Annotated in this window: 24 protein-coding genes and 1 pseudogene; 15 read left to right on the forward strand and 10 right to left on the reverse strand. The window is 72.6% G+C overall.

Annotation, left to right across the window (positions count from 1 at the left end; all coding sequences use genetic code 11):
• The 9 genes from EDD40_RS35330 to EDD40_RS35370 all read left to right on the forward strand — a co-directional run bounded on the left by EDD40_RS35330 (position 1) and on the right by EDD40_RS35370 (position 9,962).
• The gene (locus EDD40_RS35330) at positions 1–459 is read left to right on the forward strand and encodes an acyl-CoA thioesterase (RefSeq protein ID WP_123746756.1); all 459 of its coding nucleotides are present in this window, start codon (positions 1–3) and stop codon (positions 457–459) included.
• Positions 456–962: a flavin reductase family protein gene (locus EDD40_RS35335; RefSeq protein ID WP_123746757.1), complete on the forward strand. Its 507-nt coding sequence runs from the start codon at positions 456–458 to the stop codon at positions 960–962. Before EDD40_RS35330 ends, EDD40_RS35335 begins: the two co-directional genes overlap by 4 nt.
• Before the next feature lie 34 nt (positions 963–996).
• Positions 997–2,016 (forward strand): SDR family NAD(P)-dependent oxidoreductase, encoded by a 1,020-nt coding sequence (locus EDD40_RS35340; protein WP_123746758.1) that lies wholly within the window; start codon positions 997–999, stop codon positions 2,014–2,016.
• A gap of 65 nt (positions 2,017–2,081) precedes the next feature.
• The gene (locus tag EDD40_RS35345; protein WP_211348656.1) at positions 2,082–3,620 is read left to right on the forward strand and encodes an acyl-CoA carboxylase subunit beta; all 1,539 of its coding nucleotides are present in this window, start codon (positions 2,082–2,084) and stop codon (positions 3,618–3,620) included.
• A 142-nt stretch (positions 3,621–3,762) separates the two neighbouring features.
• Positions 3,763–4,368, forward strand: a complete 606-nt coding sequence (locus tag EDD40_RS35350) for a hypothetical protein (protein ID WP_123746760.1) — start codon at positions 3,763–3,765, stop codon at positions 4,366–4,368.
• Between the two features lie 134 nt (positions 4,369–4,502).
• Complete coding sequence (locus tag EDD40_RS35355; RefSeq protein ID WP_123746761.1) at positions 4,503–5,501, forward strand: carotenoid oxygenase family protein; 999 nt, start codon at positions 4,503–4,505, stop codon at positions 5,499–5,501.
• Positions 5,502–5,662: 161 nt separating this feature from the next.
• Positions 5,663–6,208, forward strand: coding sequence for a TetR/AcrR family transcriptional regulator (locus EDD40_RS35360; RefSeq protein ID WP_123746762.1), 546 nt, complete (start codon positions 5,663–5,665; stop codon positions 6,206–6,208).
• A 373-nt stretch (positions 6,209–6,581) separates the two neighbouring features.
• Positions 6,582–8,453 carry an FAD/NAD(P)-binding protein gene (locus EDD40_RS35365; RefSeq protein WP_123746763.1) on the forward strand — a complete coding sequence of 624 codons (1,872 nt, stop codon included), beginning with the start codon at positions 6,582–6,584 and terminating at the stop codon, positions 8,451–8,453.
• A gap of 285 nt (positions 8,454–8,738) precedes the next feature.
• Entirely contained in the window at positions 8,739–9,962 is a 1,224-nt protein-coding gene (locus EDD40_RS35370) for a putative PEP-binding protein (protein ID WP_236594336.1), read from the forward strand.
• 129 nt (positions 9,963–10,091) lie between these two features.
• Here the strand turns inward: EDD40_RS35370 and EDD40_RS35375 are convergent, their stop codons facing one another.
• On the reverse strand, positions 10,092–10,763 hold the full coding sequence (locus tag EDD40_RS35375; RefSeq protein WP_123746764.1) for an enoyl-CoA hydratase-related protein: 672 nt from the start codon (positions 10,761–10,763) through the stop codon (positions 10,092–10,094).
• A gap of 86 nt (positions 10,764–10,849) precedes the next feature.
• Between EDD40_RS35375 and lexA the strand changes: the two genes are divergently transcribed.
• Entirely contained in the window at positions 10,850–11,509 is a 660-nt protein-coding gene (lexA, locus tag EDD40_RS35380) for a transcriptional repressor LexA (protein ID WP_123748533.1), read from the forward strand.
• Between the two features lie 56 nt (positions 11,510–11,565).
• Here the strand turns inward: lexA and EDD40_RS35385 are convergent, their stop codons facing one another.
• The 7 genes and pseudogenes from EDD40_RS35385 to EDD40_RS35415 form a co-directional block, all read right to left on the reverse strand.
• Positions 11,566–11,796, reverse strand: a complete 231-nt coding sequence (locus EDD40_RS35385; protein WP_123746765.1) for a hypothetical protein — start codon at positions 11,794–11,796, stop codon at positions 11,566–11,568.
• 98 nt (positions 11,797–11,894) lie between these two features.
• On the reverse strand, positions 11,895–12,305 hold the full coding sequence (locus tag EDD40_RS35390; protein WP_170185299.1) for an STAS domain-containing protein: 411 nt from the start codon (positions 12,303–12,305) through the stop codon (positions 11,895–11,897).
• 315 nt (positions 12,306–12,620) lie between these two features.
• Positions 12,621–15,236, reverse strand: coding sequence for a CHAT domain-containing protein (locus EDD40_RS35395; protein ID WP_246038069.1), 2,616 nt, complete (start codon positions 15,234–15,236; stop codon positions 12,621–12,623).
• Between the two features lie 83 nt (positions 15,237–15,319).
• The gene (locus tag EDD40_RS35400; protein ID WP_123746767.1) at positions 15,320–15,532 is read right to left on the reverse strand and encodes a hypothetical protein; all 213 of its coding nucleotides are present in this window, start codon (positions 15,530–15,532) and stop codon (positions 15,320–15,322) included.
• A gap of 227 nt (positions 15,533–15,759) precedes the next feature.
• Positions 15,760–16,689 carry a hypothetical protein gene (locus EDD40_RS35405; protein ID WP_123746768.1) on the reverse strand — a complete coding sequence of 310 codons (930 nt, stop codon included), beginning with the start codon at positions 16,687–16,689 and terminating at the stop codon, positions 15,760–15,762.
• Positions 16,690–17,072: 383 nt separating this feature from the next.
• Positions 17,073–17,657: pseudogene (locus EDD40_RS43900) on the reverse strand (RNA polymerase sigma factor); the annotation flags it as partial.
• A gap of 180 nt (positions 17,658–17,837) precedes the next feature.
• Entirely contained in the window at positions 17,838–18,242 is a 405-nt protein-coding gene (locus EDD40_RS35415; RefSeq protein ID WP_123746769.1) for a hypothetical protein, read from the reverse strand.
• Positions 18,243–18,512: 270 nt separating this feature from the next.
• Between EDD40_RS35415 and EDD40_RS35420 the strand changes: the two genes are divergently transcribed.
• From EDD40_RS35420 to EDD40_RS35430, 4 genes are all read left to right on the forward strand, one after another.
• A complete protein-coding gene (locus EDD40_RS35420) occupies positions 18,513–21,413 on the forward strand; it encodes an alpha/beta hydrolase (RefSeq protein WP_170185300.1) in 2,901 nt (966 codons plus the stop codon).
• Positions 21,414–21,558: 145 nt separating this feature from the next.
• The gene (locus tag EDD40_RS42075; protein WP_170185301.1) at positions 21,559–21,732 is read left to right on the forward strand and encodes a hypothetical protein; all 174 of its coding nucleotides are present in this window, start codon (positions 21,559–21,561) and stop codon (positions 21,730–21,732) included.
• 126 nt (positions 21,733–21,858) lie between these two features.
• Positions 21,859–22,662, forward strand: a complete 804-nt coding sequence (locus EDD40_RS35425; protein ID WP_246038070.1) for a 2OG-Fe(II)-dependent halogenase WelO5 family protein — start codon at positions 21,859–21,861, stop codon at positions 22,660–22,662.
• A 63-nt stretch (positions 22,663–22,725) separates the two neighbouring features.
• Entirely contained in the window at positions 22,726–23,565 is an 840-nt protein-coding gene (locus tag EDD40_RS35430; RefSeq protein WP_123746771.1) for a PhzF family phenazine biosynthesis protein, read from the forward strand.
• Positions 23,566–23,625: 60 nt separating this feature from the next.
• Here the strand turns inward: EDD40_RS35430 and EDD40_RS35435 are convergent, their stop codons facing one another.
• Positions 23,626–24,090 carry a RidA family protein gene (locus EDD40_RS35435; protein WP_123746772.1) on the reverse strand — a complete coding sequence of 155 codons (465 nt, stop codon included), beginning with the start codon at positions 24,088–24,090 and terminating at the stop codon, positions 23,626–23,628.
• Positions 24,091–24,316: 226 nt separating this feature from the next.
• On the opposite strand from EDD40_RS35435, the gene EDD40_RS35440 reads away from it, so the two are divergent.
• Positions 24,317–24,826 (forward strand): hypothetical protein, encoded by a 510-nt coding sequence (locus tag EDD40_RS35440; protein WP_148088998.1) that lies wholly within the window; start codon positions 24,317–24,319, stop codon positions 24,824–24,826.
• Between the two features lie 16 nt (positions 24,827–24,842).
• Here the strand turns inward: EDD40_RS35440 and EDD40_RS35445 are convergent, their stop codons facing one another.
• The gene (locus EDD40_RS35445) at positions 24,843–26,426 is read right to left on the reverse strand and encodes a lipase family protein (protein ID WP_123746774.1); all 1,584 of its coding nucleotides are present in this window, start codon (positions 26,424–26,426) and stop codon (positions 24,843–24,845) included.
• Positions 26,427–26,605 lie beyond the last annotated feature (179 nt).

Here is a 26,605-nt window from a genome sequence, read left to right on the forward strand (position 1 = left end):
ATGACCGACTACTACGAGATCCGCCACACGGTCGGCTTCGAGGAGACCAACCTCGTCGGCAACGTGTACTACGTGAACTACCTGCGGTGGCAGGGGCGGTGCCGGGAGATGTTCCTGAAGGAGAAGGCGCCGAGCGTGCTGAAGGACCTCCAGGACGACCTCAAGCTGTTCACCCTCAAGGTGGAGTGCGAGTTCTTCTCCGAGATCACCCTCTTCGACGACCTGTCGGTGCGGATGCGGCTGGAGGAGCTGACCCAGACGCAGATCCAGTTCAGCTTCGACTACGTCAAGGTCACCGCCGGCCAGGAGGTCCTGGTCGCCAAGGGACGGCAGCGGATCGCGTGCATGCGCGGCCCGAACACCAACACGGTGCCCTCCCGGGTGCCCGAAGACCTGCGGAAGGCGCTCGCGCCCTACGCCGAGGCCCCGGTGCTCGCCCGCGCCGGGCTGGGGGGATGAGGGACATGTACGAGTCGGCGCCCACGATGGAGGAGACCACGCTGCGGGACGCGATGTCCCTGTTCGCGACCGGGGTCACGGTGTTGACCGTCGGCGGCGAGCACGCCCACGGCATGACGGCGAACGCGTTCACCTCGGTGTCGCTCGACCCGCCGCTCGTGCTGGCCTGCATCGCCCACTCGGCGGTCATGCACGACGCCATCGCCAACACCAAGCGGTTCGGCGTGTCGATCATGGGCGCCGACCAGCGGGACACCGCGAAGTACTTCGCCGACAAGCGCCGGCCGCTCGGGCCGGAGCAGTTCGACGCGGTCGACTGGATCGAGGGACCGCACAGCGGCGCGCCGCTGCTGAACGGTTCGCTGGCCTGGCTGGAGTGCGAGCTGGTGCAGTTCTACGACGGCGGGGACCACACGATCTTCGTCGGTCAGGTGCTGAGGTCCAGTCGCGGCGCGGACGCGTCGGCGCTGCTGTTCTACGGCAGCTCGTTCCACCAGGTCTGACCTCCGGGTCCGCACGCTTCGGGAAGGAGTGCACATGCTGGTGACCGTCACCGGAGGTACCGGTTTCGTCGGCTCGCACACGGTGGCGGAGCTCGTGCGCGCCGGCCACCGGGTCCGCCTGCTGGTCCGGGACGCGGGCGCGGTGGAAGCCGCCACGCGACCGTTGGAGGTGCCGCCCGACGCGGTGGACGTCGTCGTCGGGGACGTGACCGACGAGCGGTCGGTCGCCGCGGCGGTGCGGGGCGCGGACGCGGTGGTCCACGCGGCGTCGGTGTACTCGTTCGACCGGCGCAGGCGGGCGGAGATGCTGCGGACCAACGCGCACGGCACGGAGGTGGTGCTCTCCGCCGCCCGCCGTGCCGGCGCGGGCCGCGTCGTCCACGTGTCGAGCATCGCGGCGCTGTTCACGCCCGGTGTGCGGGTGATCCGCGAGCAGTCGCCCGTCGGCACGACCCGGGAGCCGTACGCGGCGACCAAGGCCGCGTCGGAGGCCATCGCGAGACGGCACCAGGACGAGGGGGCGCCGGTGGTCATCAGCTACCCGCCGGCCCTCCTCGGGCCCCACGACCCCAAGCTCGGCGACCAGATCGACCGGTTGCGCAACACGGTGCGCGGGATCATGCCGATGTGGCCCGCGGGCGGGTTGCAGATCGGCGACGTGCGGGACACGGCGGCGCTGCACGCGGCGCTGCTGTCCCCGGACGCGGCTCCGGGTCCCGTCGGCCGGCACTTCGGCCCCGGGCACTACCTGGACATGAAGGAGTACCTGGCCGGTGTCCGGGAGGCCACCGGGCGCGCGTTGCCCGCGGTCTTCCTGCCCGCGGCGATGATGACGCCCGTCGGGCGGCTCGTCGACCTGGTGCAGCCGTTCTGGCCGTGGCACATCCCCGCCGAGTACGGGGCCATCGCCACGGTCGGCGCGGCGGTCCGGGTCGACCCGGCCGCGAGCACGTTCGACCTCAAACCCCGCCCGTTCGCCGACACGGTCACCGACGCCGTGCGGTGGCTCGCCGACACCGGCGCGGTGACCGATCGCCAGGCAGGACGCCGATGACCACTTCAGGGATCGACCACGTCAGCGAGCACTCGGACTTCCGGCCCGAGCTGCCCGTCCGCACGATGGACCTGCTGCGGGAGCGCAACGACGACCTGCGCGACCGGGCGGTGTCCAACGCCGAGGCGGTGCGCCGGCAGCGCTCGCTCGGCAAGCACACGGCGCGCGAGCGCCTGGACATGCTGCTGGACAAGGGCTCGTTCACCGAGATCGAGCTCTACCGGCGGCACCAGGCGCACGGCCTGAAGGTGTCCGAGCACCGCCCCCACACCGACGGCGTGGTGGCGGGCTCGGGCACCATCGACGGCCGGCGCGTGTTCGTCTACGCGCAGGACTTCACCATCTTCGGCGGCTCGCTCGGCCAGGCGCACGCGGCGAAGATCCACAAGGTGATGGACATGGCCGTCGACACCGGCTCGCCCATCATCGCGCTGAACGACAGCGGCGGCGCGCGCATCCAGGAAGGCGTGATGGCGCTGGACGGCTACGGCGGCATCTTCCGCCGCCAGGTCGAGGCGTCCGGCGTCATCCCGCAGATCGCGGTGGTGCTGGGGCCGTCCGCGGGCGGCGCCGCGTACTCGCCCGCGCTGGCCGACTTCACGTTCATGGTGCGCGGCACGGCGCAGATGTACCTGACCGGTCCCGACGTGGTGCAGGCCGTGTCGGGGGAGAAGGTCACGCACGACGAGCTGGGCGGCGCGTCGGTGCACGGCGAGCTGTCGGGCGTGGCGTCGTTCGTGCACGACGACGAGGAGTCGTGCCTGGAGGACGTCCGCTACCTGGTGTCGATGCTGCCGTCGAACAACCTGGAGTCCCCGCCCGCCTTCGAGCCCGTCGGCGCGGTGGACGACGTGCGGCCGGAGTTCGCCTCGATCGTGCCCGTCGAGCCGAACAAGCCCTACGACATGCGCACCCTGATCGAGGAGTTGGTCGACGACGGCGAGTTCCTCGAGGTGCACGAGGAGTGGGCGCGCAACGTGGTGGTCGCGTTCGGCCGGATCGACGGCGCGGTCGTGGGGCTGGTCGGCAACCAGCCCCTGGTGTTCGCGGGCGTGCTGGACATCGAGGCGTCCCAGAAGGCGGCGCGGTTCGTGCGGTTCTGCGACGCGTTCGGCATCCCGCTCGTGTCCCTCGTGGACGTGCCGGGCTTCCTCCCGGGCACGGCGCAGGAGCACGCGGGCGTGATCCGGCACGGGGCGAAGCTGCTCTACGCCTACTGCGAGGCGTCCGTGCCGCGCATCCAGGTCATCGTGCGCAAGGCCTACGGCGGCGCGTACATCGTGATGGACTCCCGGTCCATCGGGACGGACCTGGCGCTGGCCTGGCCCACCAACGAGATCGCGGTGATGGGCGCGGAGGGCGCGGTGAACGTCATCTTCCGCAAGGAGCTCGCCGCGTCGGCCGACCCGGACGCGCTGCGGGCCGAGCTGCTAGCGGAGTACTCGGAACAGCTCGTGCACCCGTACTACGCGGCCGAGCGGGGCCTCGTGGACGACGTGATCGACCCGTCCCACACCCGGTCCGCGGTCGCCCGGGGACTGGCGATGCTGCGCGACAAGCGGCGCCCGACGCCCGCGCGCAAGCACGGCAACGTGCCGCTGTAGCCCCGCGGCACCTCCACAACGGCACCTCGTCCCACAGCGAGGTGCCGTTGCCGCGTCCGGGCCCGGGCCGGCCGACCGGGGCGCGCCGGGTCCGCAGCGACCGCCGGACAACGCCGCAGGGGTCACACCCGTCCCGTAGGGCATGACCGACGACCGCGCCGAGCCCGGTGCACGACACCTCGACGTGACCCGCCTGCCCGAGGACGTCGTCGCGCTCCTCGACGCCCTCCGGCCCGGTGAGAGCCTGGTCGTCACGCGCGAGGGCGCGCCGATCGCGACGGTCACCGGCACGGGCGCGCGGCACGTGGACCGCGAGCCGTCGGTGCGGGACGTGACCGTGGTCGCCACCGCGATGAAGCTGTCCCGGTCGGCCAGGGCGGCGCTGTCGGCGGCGCTGGGCGGGGACTACATCGTGCTCGACCTGCACGCGGCGCCGAAGACGGCGGACGTGCTGCTGGTGCCGCCGGGCAGCCCGCAGCTGATCGGGCTGCTCCGGTCGACGTTCCCGCGGGCCCGCGTCATCGTCGCCGAGGTCGAGGACGACCGCCTCGCGGTCAGCTTCCACGGCCCGGTCCGCCGCATGCTCGACGCCGGCGCGGACGGCTACCTGACCTCCACCACCATCCCGCGCCTGGCCCGGCAGCTCGACCACGACGTCACCCGGCGCCGCCTGCTCGCGGCCGGTCGTGCCGCGCCGCTCGGGATCGAGGCCGCCGCGGTCGCGCCGGAACCGGAGGACCACCCGTGACGGCCCGGCGGGAGGCTGTCCGGCGAGCCGCCGAACGGGGGCGCAATACGCCATCCGGGTACACCCGCCGCCGAGGGCCGGATCGTCTTGACGAGGTTCCATAACGCCGCTATAAATAGTAGTAAGACAGTGTTATGGAACGCGTGGACGGGGTGGTGGGCGTGGTCGCGTCGGTACGGGAAGTCGCGGAAGCGCTGGTGGTGCGAGGTGCGCTGCCCGCCGAGCTGGACGGTGCGCTCGTCTGGTCCGGCAAGTACGGCGTGTCGGGTGTCCGGCTGGGGCCGGACGGCGCGCGGTGGTACCGCGGGCCCAGGCCGGCGGCCCTCGCGCCGGCCGACTGGCCCTCGGGCGCCACGATGGCCCGCCCCGTCTTCGACGGCCAGGTGTGGCACACGGCCATGTCGCACCCGGACCTCGGCTACGCCGAGCACGTCACGCTCGGCCTCGACGGCGAGGTGCTGCGCGCGGAGCCCTTCCCGCTGGACGGCGCGCCCCGGATGCGCGCGGTCGGCGTGACGGACCGGTTCGTGGTCGTCTTCGACTCGGCGCCGTACTACAGCCGCGCCGCCGACCTCGTCGGGCTGCGCGACCCGTACTCCGGCCCGGCCACCGGCCCCACGCGCATCGGCCTGCTCGCCTACGGCCGCCCGCTCTGGTTCGAGGTGGCCGAGGGCGAGGTGCTGTCCCTGGTCAACGCCTACGAGGACCTCGGCCGCGTGGTCGTGGACGCCGTGTGGGCGCCGGGCGTGCTGCGCCGCCACACGCTGGACCTCGCCACCGGCGGCGTGCGCCGGGTCGAGCTGCCGGCGATGGACGTCGGCGTCGTCGACGAGCGCCTCGCGGGCCGCCGCCACCGCTTCGTGTTCGGCACGGCGGGCACCGCGGTCGTCCGCCACGACGTGGCGCTGGGCTGCACGTGGCGCCGCGAGCTCGGCGTCACGCCCGGCCAGCCGGTGTTCGTGCCCGGCGGCGAGGACGAGGGCCAGGGCTGGGTGGTGGTCGTCGCGGGTGACGAGGTGCTGGTGCTGGACGCGGCCGACCTCGCCGGTCCGCCGGTCGCGGTGGTGCGCCTGCCGTTCGCGGTGGAGGCGTCCCGGTGCGCCACGTGGCTCGCGGGCGGCGACGCGGCGTGACCCCGGCCCGCCGCGCCGGACGCCGCGAGCGGCCGGCCCTCGCGGCCGATGGTGGTGCCAGCGGGACCCGAGTAGCCTGGAGGGAACCATCCCTAGCGTGGCAGACGGCAAGGGGAACCGTGCACCGATCCGCTGCTGAGACCCGGTCCCACGTACTGCGAGTGGCCGGGGACCTGTTCTACCAGAGGGGGATCCGCGCCACGGGCGTCGACCTCGTCGCCGCCGAGGCCGGCGTCGCGCCCACCACCCTCTACCGCTTGTTCGCGTCCAAGGACGACCTCGTCGGCGCCTACGTCGAGCTCGCCGACCTGGAGCTCCGCGACCGGTTCACCGCCGCGGTCGAGGAGGCGGGCCCCGACCCGCGCGACCAGATCCTGGCGGTGTTCGACCTCATGTTCGCCGAGGTGTCCTCCGCGACGTTCCGCGGCTGCAAGTTCCTCATGTCGATGGCCGAGTTCCCGGAACCCGGGCTGCCCGCGCACCGCAACGCCCTCGCGGCGAAGTCGTGGACCAGGGCGCGGTTCCGGGAGCTGACGGGCGAGCTCGGGGTCGAGGACCCGGACGCGCTGTCCGACCACCTGGTGCTGGTCTTCGAAGGCCTGCACGCGTCGGGTCAGTCGTTCGGTCCGGACGGCCCCGCCAAGCGGGGACGGGGCCTGGCCGAAGCGCTCCTCCCGGCCGCCGCGCCGCGGTCGGGAGGAACCTGACGCCGGGCCCCTCCCCATCCGCCGCGAGAGGCCGTCGACGCGCCGTCGACGGCCTCCGGCGTTTTCCGGGGAGTCGTTCGAAGAAAAGTCAAGCACGCGGCCGGAAAAAGCTTCGGGAATGTGCGGAAATCCGCCGTGCCGACCCGTTCCGGTTGTGGCGCGGTGACCTGCGGTGATCGTCGGGGCGGTCGTGTCGAACGGCCGGCCGGCGCCGACGTGAAATCCGAGGAACGATTGGGTCTCGCGGCATGTCCACCTCGCAAGATGACAGGTATTCTACTGCCCGATCACCCAATGCGCGGTGCGGGGCGGTGCGGCTTCGGCCACTGCCGTCCCGGCTTCGGCGGGTAGCGCCAGAGGGGACAGAGGTGGCATGGTGAAAAGCTTCGGCCGGTTCCGCAGGGTAGTCGTCGTCGGCGCGGGTCTGGCCGGCACCGCGACCACCATCCGCTTTCTCCGCTTCGCCCGCGAGCCTTTAGAGGTGGTGTTGGTGGAACGTCGTCCGGAATATCGGAGCTCCGGGGTGGCGTACCAGCGCGAGAGCAACCACTGGCACCACGTGTTCAACATCCAGGCGGGCCGCATGTCGGCATTCCGCGAGGACGTCGACGACTTCATCCGCTGGGCCAACCAGGAGGCCGACCGGTCGGACTGGCCGGCGGACTGGCGCGACTTCGAGTTCACCGAGTCCGGCCCCGCGCCGCGCCGGATCTACCAGGACTACCTGGAGAGCCGCCTCGCGGAGGCCGTCCGCGAGGCGGCGCCGGGCGTGCGGCTGGTCGAGGTCGACGGGGAGGTGGTCGACGTGGAGGTCTTCGACGACCACGCGCACGTCGTGGTGGAGCACCTGGTCGAGCCGCTCGGCGGCGGCGAGGACGGGCACGCGGTGATCGAGGCCGACCACGTCGTGCTCGCCACCGGGCTGGAGACGAAGTACCCGGCGTTCGCGGCCGAGGTGCTGGAGCACCCGTCGTTCGTGCGCAGCCCGTACTCCAAGAGCGGCATCGAGCGGCTGCTCGGCGTGCGGAAGGACGGCGTCGTCGCCATCGTCGGCACGCTGCTCAGCGCGTACGACTCGGCGACGCTGTTGTTGCGCCGGGGCCACGAAGGCCGGATCTACATGATCTCCGGTTCCGGGCTGACGCCCCGCACCTATCCGCCGGACCACCGGCACCAAGTGCTCGAACTGCCCGCTCCGCAACTGCTCGGCGACCACTACGAAGGCCGCGAGGAATTCGTCCGCCGATTCCGCGAAGAATGGGACCGAGCCTGTACCGTCCTCACCCGTGAGCATCCCGAGATATCTCCGGTGGTGGTGACGGAACGGGTCGCGAAATCGTGGGAGCCGTACCTGCCCGCGATTCTGGAACGGATTCCAACGGACGAGCTGCGGGCACTGCTCGACGGTTACGGGACGCTTTTGGCCGTGCTGCGGGTGAGTGCCATGTCCTACACCACGGACATCGTCGACGCGGCGATGGGCGAGGACAAGCAGATCGCGCTCACCACCGGTCGCGTGCAGCACATCCGGGCCACCGGAACGGGCACGCTGGTGCTGTCCGTCGCGGACCGGGATTCGACGCGGACGATCGAAGCGGATCTCGTGGTGTCGAACTTCGGGCGCGAGACGAACTACGAGCGCGCCGATTCGACGCTCTGGTCGAACCTGCTGCGCAAGGAGATCGCCGTGCCGCACCGGCGCACCGGGCGCGGCGTCGAGGTCGACCCCTACGGCCGGCTCCTCGGGCCCGACGGCACGCCGTCCGGTCCCGTGTCCGTCGTGGGCAGCCCCCGGGAGGGCGACGAGATCGTCCGCAACGGCCGGACCGGCGCGTTCACGTTCAACCTGGCCGCCATCAAGAACCACTCCGTGGAAGTCGCGGCCACCACGCTGCACCGCCTCGAATCGTGTTACGACGTGTCGGGCGGCGAGATCGCCGGAACGGTGGCCGACGCCGCCGATCCCGAATCGCGCGAACTCGTCGAGCACTCGGTCATGCTCGACGTCCGCCGGATGGCCGCGCGCCACCACGACGAACGCCAGTCGCTCGCGGCCCGGCTCGAGGGGAACATCCAGCGGCTGCGCGAACTCGCCGCGCGCGAGGGCGCGTCACCGCCGAGTGATCGCGCCTTGCGGTTCGCGGTGAGCTCGGCCGCCACCACGAAGCTGACCGACCTCTCCGTGACCCCGCGCGAACTCCGTTTCCTGCTGGGCCTCGAAGAGGCGGTGGAGCCGGTCGCCTGAACCGAACTCCGCTCATCTACCGACCATTTCCGCACGGTTCCCGACCACCCGACTACTTCGCCGTTGCCCGTCGGCCGAAGGCGGTGTCGCACGAATGGACCACGACCTCGCACTCGAGAAGATGCGGCGCCGGCCGGCCGACTGCGAGGCTCGTGCCATGCCTCGTCGTGTTCCACACAAACCCGGGGCCGATGTCGTGCACGACGACGTCGGCCCCGCGGGTCGGCGGTCAGGCCGACTCCCACGCCAGGTCCGCACACCGGTCGGAATCGGTAGGAGGATGCCGTGAGCCCGCGCGAGATCCCCGGGGTTTTGCTCGTCGGTTCGCCGTCGACGAGTGTTCGCGGCATCGCCAACCACACCGGAAGACCGCTGCCCGGTTCCGTGCTGGTGGTCGAAGCGCTCGGCCCCGAGCTCTACGACACCATCGTCAGGTCGGCCGCCGTGGTCTGCTCCGGCGGTGGCCGCACCGGTCACATGGAATCCCTGTGCCGGTCGCGGGGAATCCCGGTGCTGCGGATTCCCCACGCCGAACTCGTCGGGCTGGTCGGGGAGGTGACCGTGCGGACCGACCGCGAATCGGTCACCCTCGGCGAATCCGAAGTCTCGGTGAACTCCGTCGAATACCCCACCGTCACCCCCGATGACCTCCGTTCGGTCTGCGTCGTGATCGCCGACGCGACCGACATCCAGTCGACGAACGCGATCCAACCCCGCGTCGACCAGGTGACCTCGTTCTTCATCCGCGAGGAGTTCGTCTGCCTCTCGTCGGGGCTCAGCCCCCTCGACGCGCTGCGCGCGGGAATTCCCGAGGCCGAGCGCTACGGCGCGGCGATCGGCGCGGAGCTGTGCGCCATCGTCGACCAGCTCGTCCCCGGGCAACGCCTCGTGATGAGGCTGCTGGACCTCCGGTCGGACGACGCCGCGCAGATCACCAACGACGTCGACGTCGACCACGAGTCGAATCCGGAACTCGGCCTGCACGGCGCGCGTTGGCTGCTGCACGAGCCGAACTACCCGCACGCGTTCCGGGCTTTGCGCGCCCATGTGCGGGAGCACCTCGGTCCGGACTTCGACCGGCTGAACTTCGCGGTGCCGTTCATCAACGACCAGGACGAGTTCCTGCGCCTGCGGGAGCGGCTCGAGCTGCCCGACGACGTGCCGCTGTCGGTCTTCGTGGAAACCCCCGCCGCCGTCCACTCGGTGACGGAGTTCTGCGAGGCCGGTGCGAGCGAGATCTTCATGGGCACCAAGGACCTGACGCAGTTCTACCTCGCCGCGGACCGGGGCAACCACCGGGTCGCCTCCTCGTACCAGACGCGGCACCCGGCGGTCATGTCCGGGCTGCGCCAGTCCGTGGAGGCGGGCAGGCGGGCGGGGGTGCCGGTCCACGTGTTCGCTCTGGGGGCGGACGTGGGCTACTACTTCAAGCACCTGCCGACCGACCGGTTCATGATGTGCACGGCCGAACTGAGGCAGCTCGCCCTGGAGGCCCACGAGTCACGGTGACGCGCCGGTCCACCCGCCGCGCCGCGGTGTCACCCCGCCGCAGCACGACCGCGTCGCCGCCGCGGTCGGGTGCTGCCCGGAGTGGCCTCCGATGTCGACCCCCGGGTCGGAGGCCACTCCCCGGTCCGCTCAGCCGAGCGGGTCGTCCTCGTCGCGCAGGCGGTCCACAGTGGACGCGTACATGCGCGCCTTGATGGCGCCGAGGGTCGGACCCGCCTTGGCCGCTTGCGCCGAGGCGATCCCCACCGCGGTCGACCGGACCGCGTCCTCGTCCACCGCGTGGTCGACGATGCCGGCGTCGAGCGCGGCGACGCCGCCGTAGCGGCGGGCGGTCGTCATGGCCTCGTGGGCGGTCCGGGGGGTAAGCCGGGACTGGATCAACGCGGACATGCCCGGCGTGAACGGGATGCCGATCTCGGCTTCGGGCAGGCACCAGTACCCGCGGTCGGCGCGCATCACGCGGAAGTCGTGCGCCAGGGACAACATCGCCCCGGCGGCGAACGCGTGCCCCTGGATCGCGGCCACCGTGATCACGGGCAGCGACAGCACCCGCGCGAACAGGCCGTGCACGGACACGACGTACTCGCGGTGGCGCTCGCCGTTGGCCATCAGCCACTCGAGGTCCAGGCCGTTGGAGAAGAACTTGCCGGTGGCGGTGGTGACCAGGGCGCGGGCGCCCTCCGCCCGCTCCACCTCGCCGAGGGCCGCGTCGACCGAGGCGATCCAGTCGGGGTGGAACCGGTTCTCGGCGTCCCCGAGGTCGAGGGTGAACACGTCGTCCTGGCGGTCGAGCGTCGGCATGGGTTCCTCCGGGGTCCAGTTCGCTACCAGCCGGTAACTTAGTGCTCGGACGCGGCCGGTGCCAGCCCGCCTCTATGATCGCGCAGGTGACCGCCTACGACGATCTCGACGCCTTCGAGCACCTGGACACCTCCACCCTCCCGCCGCGCCAGCAGCGGATCCTCGCGGTGATCCGCGACTGGGTGGTCCGGCACGGGTACTCGCCGAGCACGCGGGAGATCGGCGACGCGGTGGGCCTGCGGTCGTCGTCCTCGGTGTCCAAGCACCTGGCGGCGCTGGAGGAGAAGGGCTTCCTGCGGCGCGGCGCCGCCGTGTCCCGGCCGATGGACGTGCGCCTGTTCCTGCACCGGCCGCCGACGCGGGAGAGCGCCGACTCCGTGCCCGTGCCCGTGGTCGGCCACATCGCCGCGGGCACGCCCATCGCGGCGGAGGAGCACGTGGAGGACGTCCTGACCCTGCCGCGCGAGCTGACCGGGCGCGGCACCGTGTTCGGCCTGCGGGTGCGCGGCGACTCGATGGTCGACGCGGCGATCTGCGACGGCGACATCGTGGTGGTGCGGCAGCAGCACGAGGCGAACTCGGGGCAGATCGTCGCCGCGATGATCGACGGCGAGGCGACCGTCAAGGTCTACCGCCGTCGCGGCGGGCACGTGGTCCTGGAGCCGCGCAACCCGGCCTACGACGTCATCGACGGCGACCGGGCCGAGATCCTCGGGGCCGTCGTCTCGGTGCTGCGCAGCGTCTGACACCCGCCCGCCACGGCGAGGCGGCCCCCGGGGCGGACCGCCGCGTCCGGCGGGCGTCAGTCGGCGGGGCCGCGCAGGGTCAGCACGACCCGCAGCACGTGCTCGACCGCGGACGGGAACGCCGCGCCCCGCAGCTCGCCGCGCGTGGCCAGGTTCCGCGAGGCGAACTCCACCACGCGGTCGTGCCCGCCGCGCCGCACCACGAGCGCGGCGATCTCCTCCAGGTCGAGGCCGGGGTTGTCCAGCCGGGTCAGGGCGAACTCGACCACGAGCTCCTCATCCGTCACGACCGCTCCCTCCGACCCCTTCGAGAGTAGTCGAGCCGGGGCCGGCGGACTTCTCCGTCACGGCCCGCCCCGACCGGACCTCTCCGTCCGGGACCGCCTCACGACGACCACCACGAGAACTCGGCGTCCGCGCCCCGCGCGGACCGGGCGCGCACCGCGGCCAGCGCCTCGTCCTGGGTGCGGTGCAGCCGCAGCAGGTCCTCGGTGTCGGTCATCCGGATCGGCCGCGCCACCGTGCGCCTGCCCGCCACGACGGCGAACCCGGCGCCCACCACGTCCGCGCGCTGCCGCGCCTCGACCAGCACCGCGATGCCCATCGACCCGAAGAACCCCACGTCGCCCAGGTCGACCACCAGCGCGGACGCGCGACCGTTCAGGCAGGTGAACAACGCTTCCCGCACGTCGCGGAAGCTGTCGACGTCGAGGTCGCCGTGCACGGCGGCGATCACCACACCGTCGTCACCCGCGTCCTCGACCGTCACCGGCGGCTGCTCTCCATCACCGTGCACGGCCGCTCCCTCACCCCGATCCCGGCTGCGACACCGTCTCCCACCATTACCCGTTCGACGCGCGACCGACACCGCCAAAGCGCCGCCAGTGCCGTCGAGGTGGGCGGGCCGGCGTGCTCATCCGTCCTCAAGGGAGCGACGCCTCACCGCGAAGGAGCGAGGTCGGGTCGGAGGGCCGCGCCCCGCGCGAGGGCGAGCCCGCCGGGGCCGACGAGCGACCGACTGGCGCGTCGGCGAGTCCCGGCGTGCCGGCCAGACCGCGCGGGTCGGTGAGCCGGCGCACCTCGGCGACAACGGACGAGCCCGGCGGCGGGCTCAGCCGCTGCCGAGGCACACGAACGGCCGCCGCAGCGGGTCGACCGCGATCGCGTCCGCCAGCGCCACGGCCGGCCGCGCGCCGGCGGCCAGGCTGCGGTGGTAGTCGTCCATCGCGGCGGCGCACGCCTGGTCGCCGACCCGGCTCAGCGGGGCCACCACCAGCTGCGAGCCGCTGGCGAGCAGGGCGCTGGCGAAGCCGAGGGGCTCGTCGCCGCGCCGGATCCGGTTGAGGGCGAGCTCGCACGCGGCCAGCACGACCTGCCGGGGCGGGTGGGCGAGACCGGCCATCTCGTGCGCGTAGAGCGGGCCGTCGCTCAGCTCCAACCGGGAGAACAGGGCGTTCTCCGGCTCGTGGACGCCGTGCGCGGCCAGGTGCGCGATCCCCGCGCCGTCCAGCGCCTCCAGCACCGTGGCGACCGACGCCCGCCGGCCCGACATGAGCGCCGCGGTGGTGTAGTGCGCGCCGAGCTTGTCGATCTCGCCGACGGCGGCGGGCAGCCCGGGGCCGCGCACCAGCACCGCCCGGCCGGCGGGCCTGCTCTCGGCCCGGTCCGCGGCCAGCCACGCGGTGGCCGACGGCGCGACGACGGTCGGCCGCCCGTGCAGCGTCGGCAGCACGCCCCACGGCACCGCGTACAGCGCGCCGGTCGGCACGATCACCAGCTCGCGCTCGCCGATCAGCTCGGCCAGCGGGCGGATCAGCTGCGCGTCGAGCCGGTCGGCCTGCTTGCGCGCCGACGCCGACATCACCCGCACCAGCGGCTCCGGCAGGTGGTCGGGCGCCAGCGCGTTGAGGTCCGCGTTCAGCATCCGGGCGCTCTCGGCCGCCCGCTCGGCCGACCCGAGCCGGGCCAGCCGCACGTCGGAGCCGACCACGACCACCGCGACCAGGTCGTCCTCGGACGACGCGAAGCTCACCAGGGCCCGGTCGCCGAGGCGCGCCAGCACGTCGGTCAGCCCGGCGACCGGCCGCGGCCTGCCCCACCGGCCCGTGTGCCAGCCGAGCCGGTTGGCCTCGCGGAGGCGTTCGGCCCGGCGCCCGCGCAGCGCGGTGGTCGAGTGGCCGTAGTGCTCCGCCTGGTGGATGGACTGGGTGAGGCTGCGGACCTCGGCGATCCGCTCGGCCAGCTCGGGGTTGTCGAGGTGGGTGAGCGGCTCGTAGCGGTAGGTCTGCGCCCGCGTCCGCTCCAGCCAGGAGAACAACCGCCGCGCGTGGCCGCCGTCGAGCACCAGCTGGACGGCCAGCTCGGCCAGCTCCCGGCCGTGCAGCGCGGTCCCGGACAGCAGGTCGAGGCCGCCCATCCGGTCGCGCACGTGGTCGAGGTCCGTCAGACCGGCGCGGATCTCGGCGAGCGCGGCGGCCCGGCGGCCGAGGGCGAGGGCGAGCTCCGCCCGGCACAGCCGGCGCAGCATCCGGTAGTCGATCGGGGCGAGCTTCCCGGGCCGGGGCACCCGGTCCAGGATGCTCCGCGCCGCCTCGACGTCGCCGCGCCGGATCTCCAGCCGCACCGCCAGCATCCGGGCGATGGCGGCCTGCTCGGCCAGCCGCGGCACGGGCAGCGAGTCGGCGAAGGCCAGGGCGCGACCGGGCAACGACCGGGACACCCGTCCGGACCGCAGCGCGAGCCGGGTGTCCACGCGCAGCCCGATGAGCGTCGCGTTCGCGACGCAGGTCTCGCAGCCCCAGCGACGCATCCGCCGCCGTGCCGACGAGGCCATCGCGCGCGCCAGGTCGAGGTCGTCGGTCATGTACGCGGCCACCGCCCGGTACAGCTCCACGTCGGCCAGGTCGCGGGTGACGCTCTGCTCGGCGCGCATCTCCGGCAGCAGGGTGTCGAGCTGGTCGCCCGCCTCGTCGGCCAGGCCCGCGGACATCAGCGCCTGGGCGCGGTTCAGGCCGAGCAGCACCGGCACGTCCAGCTCGTGCTGCCGGTAGGACCGCTCGATGAGCTGGTAGCGCCGCAGCGCCGCCGGCACGTCGCCGACCCGCAGGTCCAGCAGGCCGAGCGCGTGGTTCGCGTCGGCCGCGCGGTCCGGCAGCCCGTGCTCGGTGGCCAGCGCGACGGCCCTGGTGAGGTCGAGCCGCGCCTGGCGCACCGAGCCCAGCCGCGTGTGCGCCGTGCCCCTGCTCCGCAGCGTCTTCACGACCAGGTCGACGAGCACCGACACCGTCCCGCCGGCGGCGAGGCGGCGTTCCTTGTGCTCCAGCGCGGTGTCGAAGGCGGTGATGGCGTCCTCGATGAACCCCGCGTTCAGCAGCAGCAGGCCGCGGTTGTGCTCGACCCGCCCGCGCAGTTCGGCCTTCACCACGGGATCGGGCACGTCCTCGATCAGCCGCCGCGCCTCGGCGAGCCCGGCCAACCCGGCGGTCGGGCCCGAGGTCTCCGCCATCTCGGCCGCGACCGTCGAGGCCAACCGGATCCGGGTGGCGAGCCACTCGGAGCGGACCACCGGGTCGACGGGGTCGATGGTGTTCGCGAGGTCCTGCCCGCGCCGCAGCAACCGGGCCGCTTCCTGGTGCCGGCCGACGCACGAGGCGTCGACTCCGCGGCGGTGCAGTTCGCGTGCTTCGCGGATGACCGCGGCTTCGTCGGCGGAAGCGGATTCAGGCACAGTTCCATGACATCACACAACGCAGCGTGATAAAGCCCGCCGACCAGGAGATCCGGTCGACGGGCTCGATCACGGTTGACAGCTCACTTCGCCGGCGGCGAGTCCACGCACCCTCCACCCGAGCACAGCGGCGACAACTCGCCGTTCTCCAGCGTGTGGTGGTGGTGCTGGTGTCCTGGCTGCTCCGGCGTGGTCTCCGGGGCGACCGGGGCCGTGGTCCCGTCCACTTGGACGTTCTCGACGGTCTCGGTGTTCTCGTCCACGAAGTCGGTCTTGGTCTCGGTGGGCGTCGACAAAACGATCTCCCTCCCCTGAGGATCTGTCGTGGCCTTACAACGACTCAGACGATTGCTCTGAGTCAAGTTCAGCGGACCCCTCGTACCGCTCGAACAGGGCAATAGTGGCACAACGGCGTAACCATCGAGAGGGAATTTCGCACATCGAGTAGGCATACGGCTCCTGCCGTGCGTAAACACCCCCAACTGTCACCCATTCAGGTAACGAACCACGGCGGGTAGTCCGATCACCGGTCCGTCGTCGCCGACGACACGCGCGCGTCGATCCCGAGGCGCAGCGAGAAGATCAACCCGAGCGGGTTGCGGTGCTCGTCCAGGAACGCGCGGGCGAGGTCCCGGACGACGTCGCCGAGCGTGGCGCCGGGCGCCGAGAGGGCGTCCGCCAGCCTCGCGGCGTACTCGCGGGCGAACGCGCGCGGCGGGTCGACCTGCGCCTCGACCAGGCAGCTCGCGGCCCGGTGCGGCAGGTGGTCGCCGAGCTCCCGGCGGCCGAGGTGGTCGGGGCCGCTCAGGGCGGCCACGAGCCCGGTCCCGCCCGGGGGGACCGTCGGGCCGGCCCCGGTGGCGCGGGAGGAGGTGTGCTCGATCAGGTGGCGGTAGCCCCAGAAGCCGCGCGGGTCCCAGCGGTGCCCGTCGTCCCCCACCGGGTCGTGGTCGTCGAGCGGGACGTAGAGCAGCCCCCAGGGCACGCGCAGGTCGTCGGACTCGACGGTGACGACGTGCTCGCCGGCGCGCATCGCGGCGAGGAGGCGGTCGCGGAGCTCGTCGAGCCCCGCGTCGCCGTGGCGGAACAGCAGGGCGAACAGGCCGTGGCCGGCGCGGGCGAGCGACCGCACCGCCTCGTCGACGTCCCGACCGGCCAGGTCCCACTCGTCGACGAACGGCCGGCCGGTCGGACCCGCGCCCTCGTCGGTCAGCGCGGCGCGCCACCGCGCGCGCAGGTCGTCGATGCCCGCCTCCAACGTCGACGCGCCCAGGAGCACGCGCCCCTGGTGGCCGCCGCCGCCGTGCGGGAACGCGCTGCCCCAGGCCTGCACGAGGTAGCCGTCGGCCAGGCGCAGGAACCGGAGGTGGATCGTGCGGTCGCGGCGGGTGTCCGGGATGGACCGGAGCCGGTCGCTGTGGTCGACCGTGACGGTGCTCGTCAGCTCCCGCATCAGGCCTCACCGACCGGCAGGTCGGCGCGGACCTCCTGGAGCAGGTGTCCGTCGCCGAGGTACACCCGGAACACGAGTTCGAGCGTGCCCCGCGCCCCCGGCACCACGCGGAACCGCACCGATTCCGCGTCGACGTCGGCCGGCAGGCGGAACACCCTCGTCAACGGCTCGACGGTGGCGCCCTCGGCGTGCAGCAGCACGCGGACCGGCGCCGACACGGGCGCGGTGTCGTGCCCGGAGGTCGTCAGGGCGTCCCGGACCACCGTGTAGCCGAACTCCACCTCCGTCGGCGCACCCGCCACCACCGGCCGGTCGGAGCGCAACCGCACCCGGGGGTCGCGGGGCGGGTGCTGCGGCCGCGCGGGCGACGGCAGGCCCGGCCACCCCGTCTCGGCGTCGAGGTGCGCGCGCAGCACGTCCAGGCACCGCCCCCGGCTCGGGCCGAGGCTCCCGCGCGGCGCGGCCGGCGCCCCGGCGCCCGCCCGGCCGGCCAGGGCGCCGAGCCGCAGGAGTTCCTGGCAGCGCTGGGAGAGCCGGCCGAAGGCCCGCCACAGCCGGCGGTCCCGGTCGTCGAGCAGCACCGCGTCCTCGGGCAGCCCGTACTCGCCGACGAGCTCCGCGGTGTCGTCGCTCACCGACGCCTCGCGGCGGGCCGGTGTCCAGGTCCGCTTCGCCTCGCGGCGCGTCGTGACGACGAGCCACCCGGCCAACGCGCGCGGGTCGGCGACGCGGTCGAGGTCGCGCAGCAGGGCGAGCCAGACCGTCTGCACCACGTCCTCCGCCGTGGCGCGGTCCAGCCCGTGCCCCCGGGCGACGTGCCACACCAGCGGCGTCAGGTCCGCGATCACCGCGTCCAGCGCCCGGCGGTCGCCGGCGCGCGCGGCGAGCAGGCAGGCGGCGTGCCGCTCCGCCCCCTCCAGGCTCAGCCAGTGGGGCTCGGGGTCGAAGCCGGTCGGTGTTCCGGGCAGTGCTCCCACTCCCTTTCCGGGCGAATTCCGCGCGTTCGACCGCTACACCACCACGAGCGCGCGACAAGTTGCCCGCACTAGTGCGGTGGACAACTCCTGTGTTCGCCGGACACGCCTTCGGGGGACGACGAAAAGGCCCCGCCCCCGTGACCGGGGACGGGGCCGCTTACCCGTCGCGGGCTAGGGCTGGTAGCAGTCCTTGAAGCCGTCCGGCTTCGGCTGGGAGCCCGCGAACGCGGCCACGACGTCCTGCTGCTTCAGGTTCTCGGGGTAGCCGGGCCAGTCCGGCTCCTGACCGTTCACGTGCAGCTCGTCCAGCCAGTAGCCGGACTGCCCGGACACCTTCGCGAACTCCAGGTCGCAGCCCTTGACCCGCACCGTGACCTCGATGGTCTTCTGCGAGGACTTGACCGTCCGCTTGCCGATCTTCTTGGACTTCTTCTCCGACTCGCTGCGCGGCTCGCCGACCGCGGTGAACCCGGCGGCCTTCAACTCCTCGACGAACTTGTCCTCGTTGCTGGAGCACCCGACCAGTGAGGCGCCCAACCCCAGCGCCAGCAGCGCGGACGCGACCTTCGTGTTCATGGCGCACAGCAAACCGCCCCGCCGAAACCACCGCGCCCACCTCACCCAACCGTTACCGCGCTGTGACGTCGAAGGGCTGTTCCGAAGTGGGGCCGCGCCATGCCCGGCAAGCCCCCGAGAAGTGGACGATATTCCGGTCGGAGGTGAATTCCGGTGATGGTCCGAATGCCCGGTCACCATTCGAAAAACGCCGCAATACTGCGGTACCGCCCCTGTTTGCGAGGGCTATGGTCTGGGTATTTGCGCGGAGTTCAGTCATTCGGAGGGCCCATGGCACGGTCCGAACCGGTCGACGCGGTATTCGTGCACGGGTTGTTCTCCGCCGGCCGCACCTGGGACCGGTTCGCGCACCTGGTCGCGACCGACCCGGACTTCTCCGGTCGGGTGCGCACCCACGTATTCGAGTACCCCTCGCCGAGATTCAGCTTCCGGCCGGACCGGCGCATCGCGACCGCGGACGACATCGCCGACCGCCTCGGCACCTACCTGCGGCACGAGCTGGGGGAGTCGTCGTCGATCATGCTGGTCACCCACAGCCAGGGCGGGCTGATCGCCCAGCGGTTCCTGGCCAGGACGCTGTGGCGCGGTGAGGGCGAGTCGCTGGCCAGGATCAAGCAGGTCGTCATGTTCGCCTGTCCCAACGACGGTTCCGAGTTCTTCCTCGGCATCCGCAAGTGGTGGTACCCCAACAACCCGCAAGAGGCGCAACTGCGGCCGTTCGACACCGCGATCGTGGAGACCCAGCGGACGTTGTTCCGCGCCGTCGTCAACGCCACGGGCGTCAGCGAGTCGACCTGTCGGATACCGATCGCGGCCTACGGGGGGCTGCAGGACCGGATCGTCCCGCCGAGGTCCAGCGCCTGGCTCTTCCACAACAGCGGCATGGTGGACGGCGACCACTTCTCGATCATCCAGCCGGAGGACTCGGCGTCCTCGTCCTACCGCGTGCTGAGAGGGCACGTGCTCGACGTGCTGAACCAGGGCGGCGCGCCTTCCGTCGCGACCTCCGAGACCGTGGTCGAGAAGACGGACGCGGGCCGACCGGCCGTCTCGGTCACGCCGCGGCTCGACGGCCTGCCCAAGCTGTACGGGCGCAGCAAGCTCGTCGCGTCCATCGTCTACGACCGGCAGTCGAAGGTGCACGTGCTGGGCGGCATCGGCGGTTCCGGGAAGAGCCGGATCGCGCTCGAGGTCGCCGCGCGCGCCAAGAAGGCCGGACACCGGGTCTGGTGGATCGAGGTGCCCCGGATCAACCTCTCCGTGCGCGAGGTGGCGAACCAGCTCGGCGCGCCGCGCGACGAGGCGGAGACCGCCTGGTACGCGGGCCCGCGCAGCGCGGCCGACCTGCTGTGGCGCCTGCTCGACGCGACCGGCGAGCCGTGGCTGCTCGTCTTCGACAACGCCGACGACCCCCAACTGCTCGACCCCACGACCAAGCAGGTGTCCGACGGCACGGGGTGGTTGCGCAAACCCGCCTCACCGCACGGCCGCGTCCTGGTCACCAGCCGTGACCGCAGCCGGGCCACCTGGGGTGACTGGGCCACCGTGCACGCGGTGCCACCGCTGGACCCCGACGACGGCGCCTCCATGCTGACCGAACGGGTGCCCGACGGCGGCACCTCCCAGGAGGCCCGGGACCTCGCCGTGGCGCTGGGGGGCCTGCCGCTGGCGCTGCACGCCGCCGCCCAGTACCTCAACGCGGTGATCCGCGACCACGCCGGTTCCGGCCCTCCCTCGATCACCGGCTTCCGCAGCTACCGCGCCGCGTTCGAGCTGCGCCTCAAGGCCACCGGTGGGTCCGACAGCGAGTCGCTGGGCCTGGGGATCGTCGCCGAGGTGTTCATCCTGTCGCTCGACCTGCTGGCCGCGCGCCGCCAGCCCTGGGCCGCCTCGCTGCTCAAGCTGCTCGCGTGCTTCCAGATCGCGCCGATCCCGTACCACATGCTGTTCACCAGCCTCTCGCTGACCGAAACGCCGCTGCTGACTGACTTCGAGGCCACCTCGGACCAGGACTACCTGCCCGCGCTGGACGCGTTGGCCGACCTCGGCCTCGTGGAACTGCAGCGCGTCGCCGGGGTGACCGACCCCGACCTCGGACGGATGCTCACCCTGCACCCGCTGGTGCACAGCGTCATGCGACAGGACCCGGACGTCCTGGAGCGCCGCGACGACTACTACGGCCTCGACATCGAGATGCTGCTGGCCGCCACGGCCGTCCACGACCCGGACCAGCCCGAGTCGTGGACGGTGTGGAACAAGGTCATCACCCACTCCGTGGAGCTGACGAAGGCGTACCTGCTCGGTGGTCCGCCGCCGACCGACCGCCGGCTCGTCGCCGCGGCCCTGCGGCTCGCCAAGTCGAGCACCCGCTACCTGATCGCCACCGGCATCCTCAACCCCGGCTCGGACCTGGTCGAGTCGCTGATCACGAACTGCGGGCGGTTCAGGTTCGACCAGGACGACCCGGAGATCCTCGGGCTGCGGCACGAGCGCGGCCGGATCGCCCTGGAGCGCGACCAACCGCTGGCCGCCGAGGAGGAGCTGGCCAAGGTGGTCGCGGCGCGGCAGCGCGTGCTCGGCGACGACGACCCCGACACGCTGGCGAGCATGCACAAGCACGCCAAGGCGATCGCCGAACAGGGGCGCTGGGCCGAGGCGGAGCCCTTGCTGCGCCGGATCGTGGACGCGGAGCAGACGGTCCGGGGTCCCGAGCACTCGGACATGATGGTCGTCAAGCACAGCCTCGCGCGGACGGTCCTCGCGCTCAAGCGCGCCGCGGAGGCCGAGCGGATGCTCCGCGACATCCTGGAGGTCCGGCTGCGCCTGTGGTCCGGGCGGCACCCGGAGACCCTGTCGGTCCGCCGGACGTTGGCGAACAGCCTGCTCGCCCAAGGCGAGCTGGGCCGGGCGGAAGCGGAGCTCGCCGACGCGCTGCGCGTCGTCGCGGACGACCGGCACGCGCGCGAGGCGTTGGCGCTGCGGTATTCCCTGTGCCTTGTGCGCGTCAGTCTCGGCACGGTCGAAGAAAAGGACCTCGCGATCCTGGTGGACGATCAGGCAAAGGCTTACGGGTCGCAGCACCCCGTCACGAACCGCACGCGCCGACTGCTTGCCCGGCTCCGTCGGGAGTTGCGTCCGTCCGCCCGATCGGATGATGCCTCACTAGAGTGAATGTAACGCCGCGTTCGCCATCCACGATTAGAACTGGTGTAGTTTGCGGCAGGTCCGGGGAGCCTGCCGGCGGAACCGGGTTCCGCCGCAGACCAGTGGTCCGACGATGAACGCTTGCCGATGCAAACGCTGCGAGAGGTGCCTCATGATCTTCGCCAAGGACGACGGGGATGACAATCGGCCGCCTTCGGGTTATTCGGCCGGGTCATCCGGAATGGTCAGGCGAGATCAGCTCGACCTAGCCCGCAAAATTGCGCTCGAGACGCTGGAGGAAGATCAGCGGGCGCTCGAGGTGGAAGCCCGTTCCGTCTTCCGCTGACGGTCTGTTCGCCGTTCGGTCGGCCGGGTCCGGCAAACGATACGACCAAAAGGCGGGCGATTACCGCGAGCACGTGGCGATACGCTCGGTGCGCGCCATTCCGACTCGTGGGAACGGGTGATGACGGTGAGCCCAGTCGACCTGCACGACCCCCACTTCTTCGCCGTGACGACACCTGTTCTCCGCCGTGCGCAGATCGCGGATCTCGCGGCCGGCCGGTGTGCCGCCATCCGGGTGCCGGACTTCGTGCCGGCCGCCCTGTGCGACGAGGTGCTCGACGCCTTGGTCGGGGCCGAGTTCGACTCGTACGGCGAGGAACGCGTCTACCCGCAGGTCATGCGGTTCGGGGTCGGCGTGAGCGACCACCGCGAGGACGGGCGCGTCGCTGACGGCTACTGGGACGCGGTGGAATCGTCGCGCAAGGCGTGGGCGGCCCTCGACCTGTCGTTCGACCCCTTCGAACTGTGCCGTGCGCGGCTGGGCGAGCACTGGCCCGGCGCGGTCGCGGTCGGCACGCGTGACGGCAAGGAGATGGGCGCGGGTGTGGCCCGTGAACCCAATGGCGGTTTCCAGGTCCACTACGACGACGCGTCGCGTGAGTTCTCCGGCGCCCTGCTCGACGCCCACCTGATCGCCCAGTTCGCCTTCAACCTGTACTTGAGCGTGCCCGAGTCCGGCGGTGAGACGGTGGTGTGGCGGCACCGCTGGAGCCCGGCCGACGAGCAGTTCAGGTTGCCCGGCTCCTACGGCTTCGGCGAGGCGGTCGTCGGGTCAGCCGAATCGTTCGAACTGGCGCCCTCGCCGGGGGAGGCGCTGTTGTTCGACCCGCGCAATTTCCACGCGGTGCGGCCCAGTCGGGGCGGCCGGCGGATCGCGCTCGGGTTTTCGCTGGGACTCACCGACACCGGCGAAATACTCGTCTGGGGCTGATCCGGCCGTGGTGGACAGGTGGTCTCTTTGACCTCCTTTCGGTGCTCTGGCTAGCATGCCGGAATGGACATCCTGAGATATTCCGCTTTCAGCGCCGCCCCTGGCGGCGGGAATCCGGCCGGTGTGGTGCTCGACGCGACCGGTCTCGCGGAGTCGGAGATGCTGGCCGCAGCCGCGGAAATCGGTTACTCGGAGACCGCGTTCGTCGTCCCCGCAGGCGACCGGGTGCTGGACATCCGCTATTTCAGCCCATTGGTCGAGGTGCCGTTCTGCGGTCACGCGACCATCGCCACAGCGGTCGCGTACGCGCAACGGCACGGTGTCGGACCGTTGAACCTGCGGACCAAGGCCGGCCCGGTGTCCGTGTCGACCACGAGCGCCGCCGACGGCGCCGTCGTGGCCACGTTGGTGAGCGTGCCGCCACGCGTCGAGCCGATCGGGGACGACGACCTGGCGGCCTTGTTGCGGGCTCTGCGGTGGTCCGCGGACGACCTCGACCCCGCCCTGCCGCCCCGCGCGGCGTACGCGGGCGCGTGGCACCCGGTCATCGCGGCGGCCCACCGGGAGCGGCTGGCCCGGCTGGACTACGACATGCCCGCCTTGGCCGAGTTGATGGCCCGCCGCGACTGGGCCACGGTCGACCTGGTCTGGCGGGAGTCGCCGACCGAGTTCCACTCGCGCAACCCGTTCCCGCCGGGCGGTGTGGTGGAGGACCCGGCCACCGGGGCGGCGGCTGCGGCGTTCGGCGGCTACCTGCGCGAGCTGGGGCTGATGCCGACGCCGGGCGAGATCGTCGTGCACCAGGGCCACGACATGGGGCGGCCGAGCCGGATCGACGTGTCGGTCCCGGCGGGGGCGGGGAGCGGTATCGCCGTGACCGGGTCCGCCGTCCTGCTGCCGTGACCGACGGCCGTCCCGGCGGGTGGGGAGGACATCAGCCGTCCGCGCCCGCCGCGTCCGGCCTCACCCCGCGATCTCGACCACGACCTCGACCTCGACCGGGGCCCCCAGCGGCAGCTCGGCCACGCCGACGGCGCTGCGGGCGTGCCGGCCGGCGTCGCCGAACAATTCCCCGAACAGCTCACTGGCCCCGTTCACGACGGTGGCCTGCCCGGTGAACCCCGGGGCCGACGCGACGAACCCGACGACCTTCACCACCCGGACGAGCCGGTCCAGGCCGACCACCGAGTCGACCGCCGCCAACGCCGCCAATGCGCACTGCCGGCAGAGTTCTTTTGCCCGTTCGGGTGAAATATCGGCGCCGACTTTGCCGATGGTGGTGACCTCGCCGTCCACCATCGGCACCTGTCCCGAGACGAAGACGAGGGTGCCGCTCCGGACCGCCGGCAGATAAGCGCCTTTCGGCGGGCTCACCGGAGGCAATGCGAGACCGAGTTCGGACAGGGCTGAGCGCACGTCGGCAGTCATGGCATTCCCTGAAGTCGGAAGGGATGGGACAAGAGAGTACACCCGCGTGTTCCGATCGAATTCCCCGAAAAATGCGGGAACGCGCTCGGCGGTCCGCTTCACGGCTCCGGGCGGTGGCGGGTGCCGGGCCGGGTGGACCGGTCGCAACCGACGGGCCCGCCGGCACGTCACAGTGGCCGTGAAGACGCTGCCGCCCGCGAGGCGATCGACCGCGAGAAGCCACGACGTGCCGGGTGCGGGCCGGGGCGCGCCGCCGGTGGTGCTGCTCGTCGCGGTGCTCGCGCTGGTGACGGGCTGCTCGGCGACCGTGACCGGCTCCGGCGCGGGGGTGCCGACCACCGCGGCCGGGGCGGAGCCCACTTCCGGGCCCACTGTCGGGCCGACCTCCGACTCGACCCCGGAGCCGACGTCCGAACCCGACCCGGAGCACGACCCCGTGCCGGTGCCGACGATCGACGAGGGCGCGCCCGCCCGGTACTGCGACGACCCGTTCCCCGGCGCGCTGGGCAAGCCGATGCTGGCCGTCGTCGTGGAGACCCCGTCGGGCCGGCTGACGTGCGACGGGGCCGCCGCGGTGCTGGTCGACTACTACGCCCAGCGCCGCGACCCGACCCCCGGGCTCGTGCCGCTGGTGGTCGGCTCGATGACCTGCAACCAGGTCCCGGAGCCGGCGCTGCCGCAGGTCGTGTGCGCGGACGGGGACGACGTCGTCTACTCGATGTGGCCGCAGACCTGACCACGGGCCGGCGGGGTCAGAACCGGCCGAACAGCCACCGGCCGGGTTTGTCCGGCGTCGGGTCCAGGCAGAACTCCCTGGTGGCGCGGATGATCTCGGCCGCCTCGACGGTGCCGCGCCGATCGGTGTCGAGCCGCTCGAACAGGGTGCGGGCGTCGGGGTCGGGCAGGCCGCACCGGGTGGTCAGGGTCAGGAACTCGTCGCGTTCCAGGACGCCCGTGCCGTTGGTGTCGACCAGCGCCAGCACGGCCGCCGCCAGCGGGCGCAGCGTCCGGTCGAACGCGGTGTGCGTGGCGCGGGCCGCCCAGGCGAGGAACTCGGCCTTGCCGACGCGGCCGTCGTCGTCGGTGTCGGACTCGGCGGCCAGCGCGCGCCACAGGCCCCGGTAGCCGAGGCGGACGGCCATCGCGGCGGCCGAGCGGGGCGGGTGGCCGAACGACTGGACCAGCCGCAGCGCGAAGACCTCGTAGTCGTCGCGCCGCAGGTAGCCGTCGCCGGTCGCGTCCAGCAGGTCGAAGCGGGCGGCGGGCGCGGGCGGGGCGTGGGTGTGGCCGGTGACCGCGGTCGCCCAGTCCGTCGCGTCGGGGTGCGCGGCGGCGAGGATCGTGCCGTGGTCGGCGTCCGGGTACGTGGTCAGGTGGACCGCGCTGCCCGCGGTGGCGAGGTCGTCGGCGAAGTCGTGGACCACGGCCGGCGGCACGATCTCGTCGAGCCCGGCCGCGGCGAGGAAGACCGGGCGGTCCAGGCGGGTGACCGGGACGCGGCACTCGTCGAGCACCCGGGCCACGTCGACGTGGCGGGTCAGGTCGGTCATGCCGGTCTCGCCGTTGGTGACCGCCCTGGTGGCGCGGAACATCTCGACCAGGGACACGCGTTCGGCCAGGTCGACCAGGCCCGCGCCGCGCTCGGTGAGGAAACCCGCGGCGAAGCCCGGGTGCCGGGTGCGCATGCCCGCCAGGACGATCGGCACGAACGCGCACACGGCGCCGGACGCGTCGCTGGTGCGGGTGGCGATGACCCGCGCCAGGTGCACGGGCGGCGCGAGCGCGACCGTGCCGAGGAAGTCCAGCTCCGGCGCGTACCCCGTGGCGACCAGGGCGGTGAACAGGGCGGCGTGGCCGCCCTGCGAGAAACCCGCGACGAGCGACCGGCGGTCCAGCGGGTGGTCGAGCCGCCGGGCCGCGCGGACGATGTCGATCACGTCGTCGGCGACCGCCTCGCCGTTGAGGTACGGGTGCGGGCCGGGGGTGGCGAGGCCTTCGTAGTCGGTCGCGGTGACGGCATACCCGGCCCGCAGCCAGGTGGCGATGTGCGCGCGTTCCAGCCGGAGCAGGCCGGTGCGCGACGGCGCGGTGCGGTCGGCCAGGCCCGTGGTGCCGTGGGCGTAGCTGACCACCGGCCAGCCGTCGGCGGGTGGGGCGCCCTCGGGGATGAACACCGACCCGGTGACCAGGCGGCCCCGGCCGTCGTGCCCGACGCCTTGGTAGAACACGCGGTACGCGGCCTCGGCGTGGTCCGGGTGGAACCGGCGCGCGAGCGGGTCGGCGCGGATCAGCGCGCCCGGCGCTCTGGTGGGCACGGGCCCGGTGGGTGCGGTCATCTCACCCGAACGGTAGCGCCTTTCGACGTACCGATCGGGTGAACACCGTCGTCGTCGACCCGCGGTGTGCCGCCCGGACGTCGTCGTCGGGCCTGGCACCCGCGCAGAACCGGACGCGGGCCCGTTGCCCGGTTTTCCGGCTCGGATTCCGGATAATCGTCCCCGAAGCACTGGGCGGC

Origin of the sequence: Saccharothrix texasensis (genome assembly GCF_003752005.1) — a bacterium.
GTDB classification, from domain to species: Bacteria; Actinomycetota; Actinomycetes; order Mycobacteriales; family Pseudonocardiaceae; genus Actinosynnema; species Actinosynnema texasense.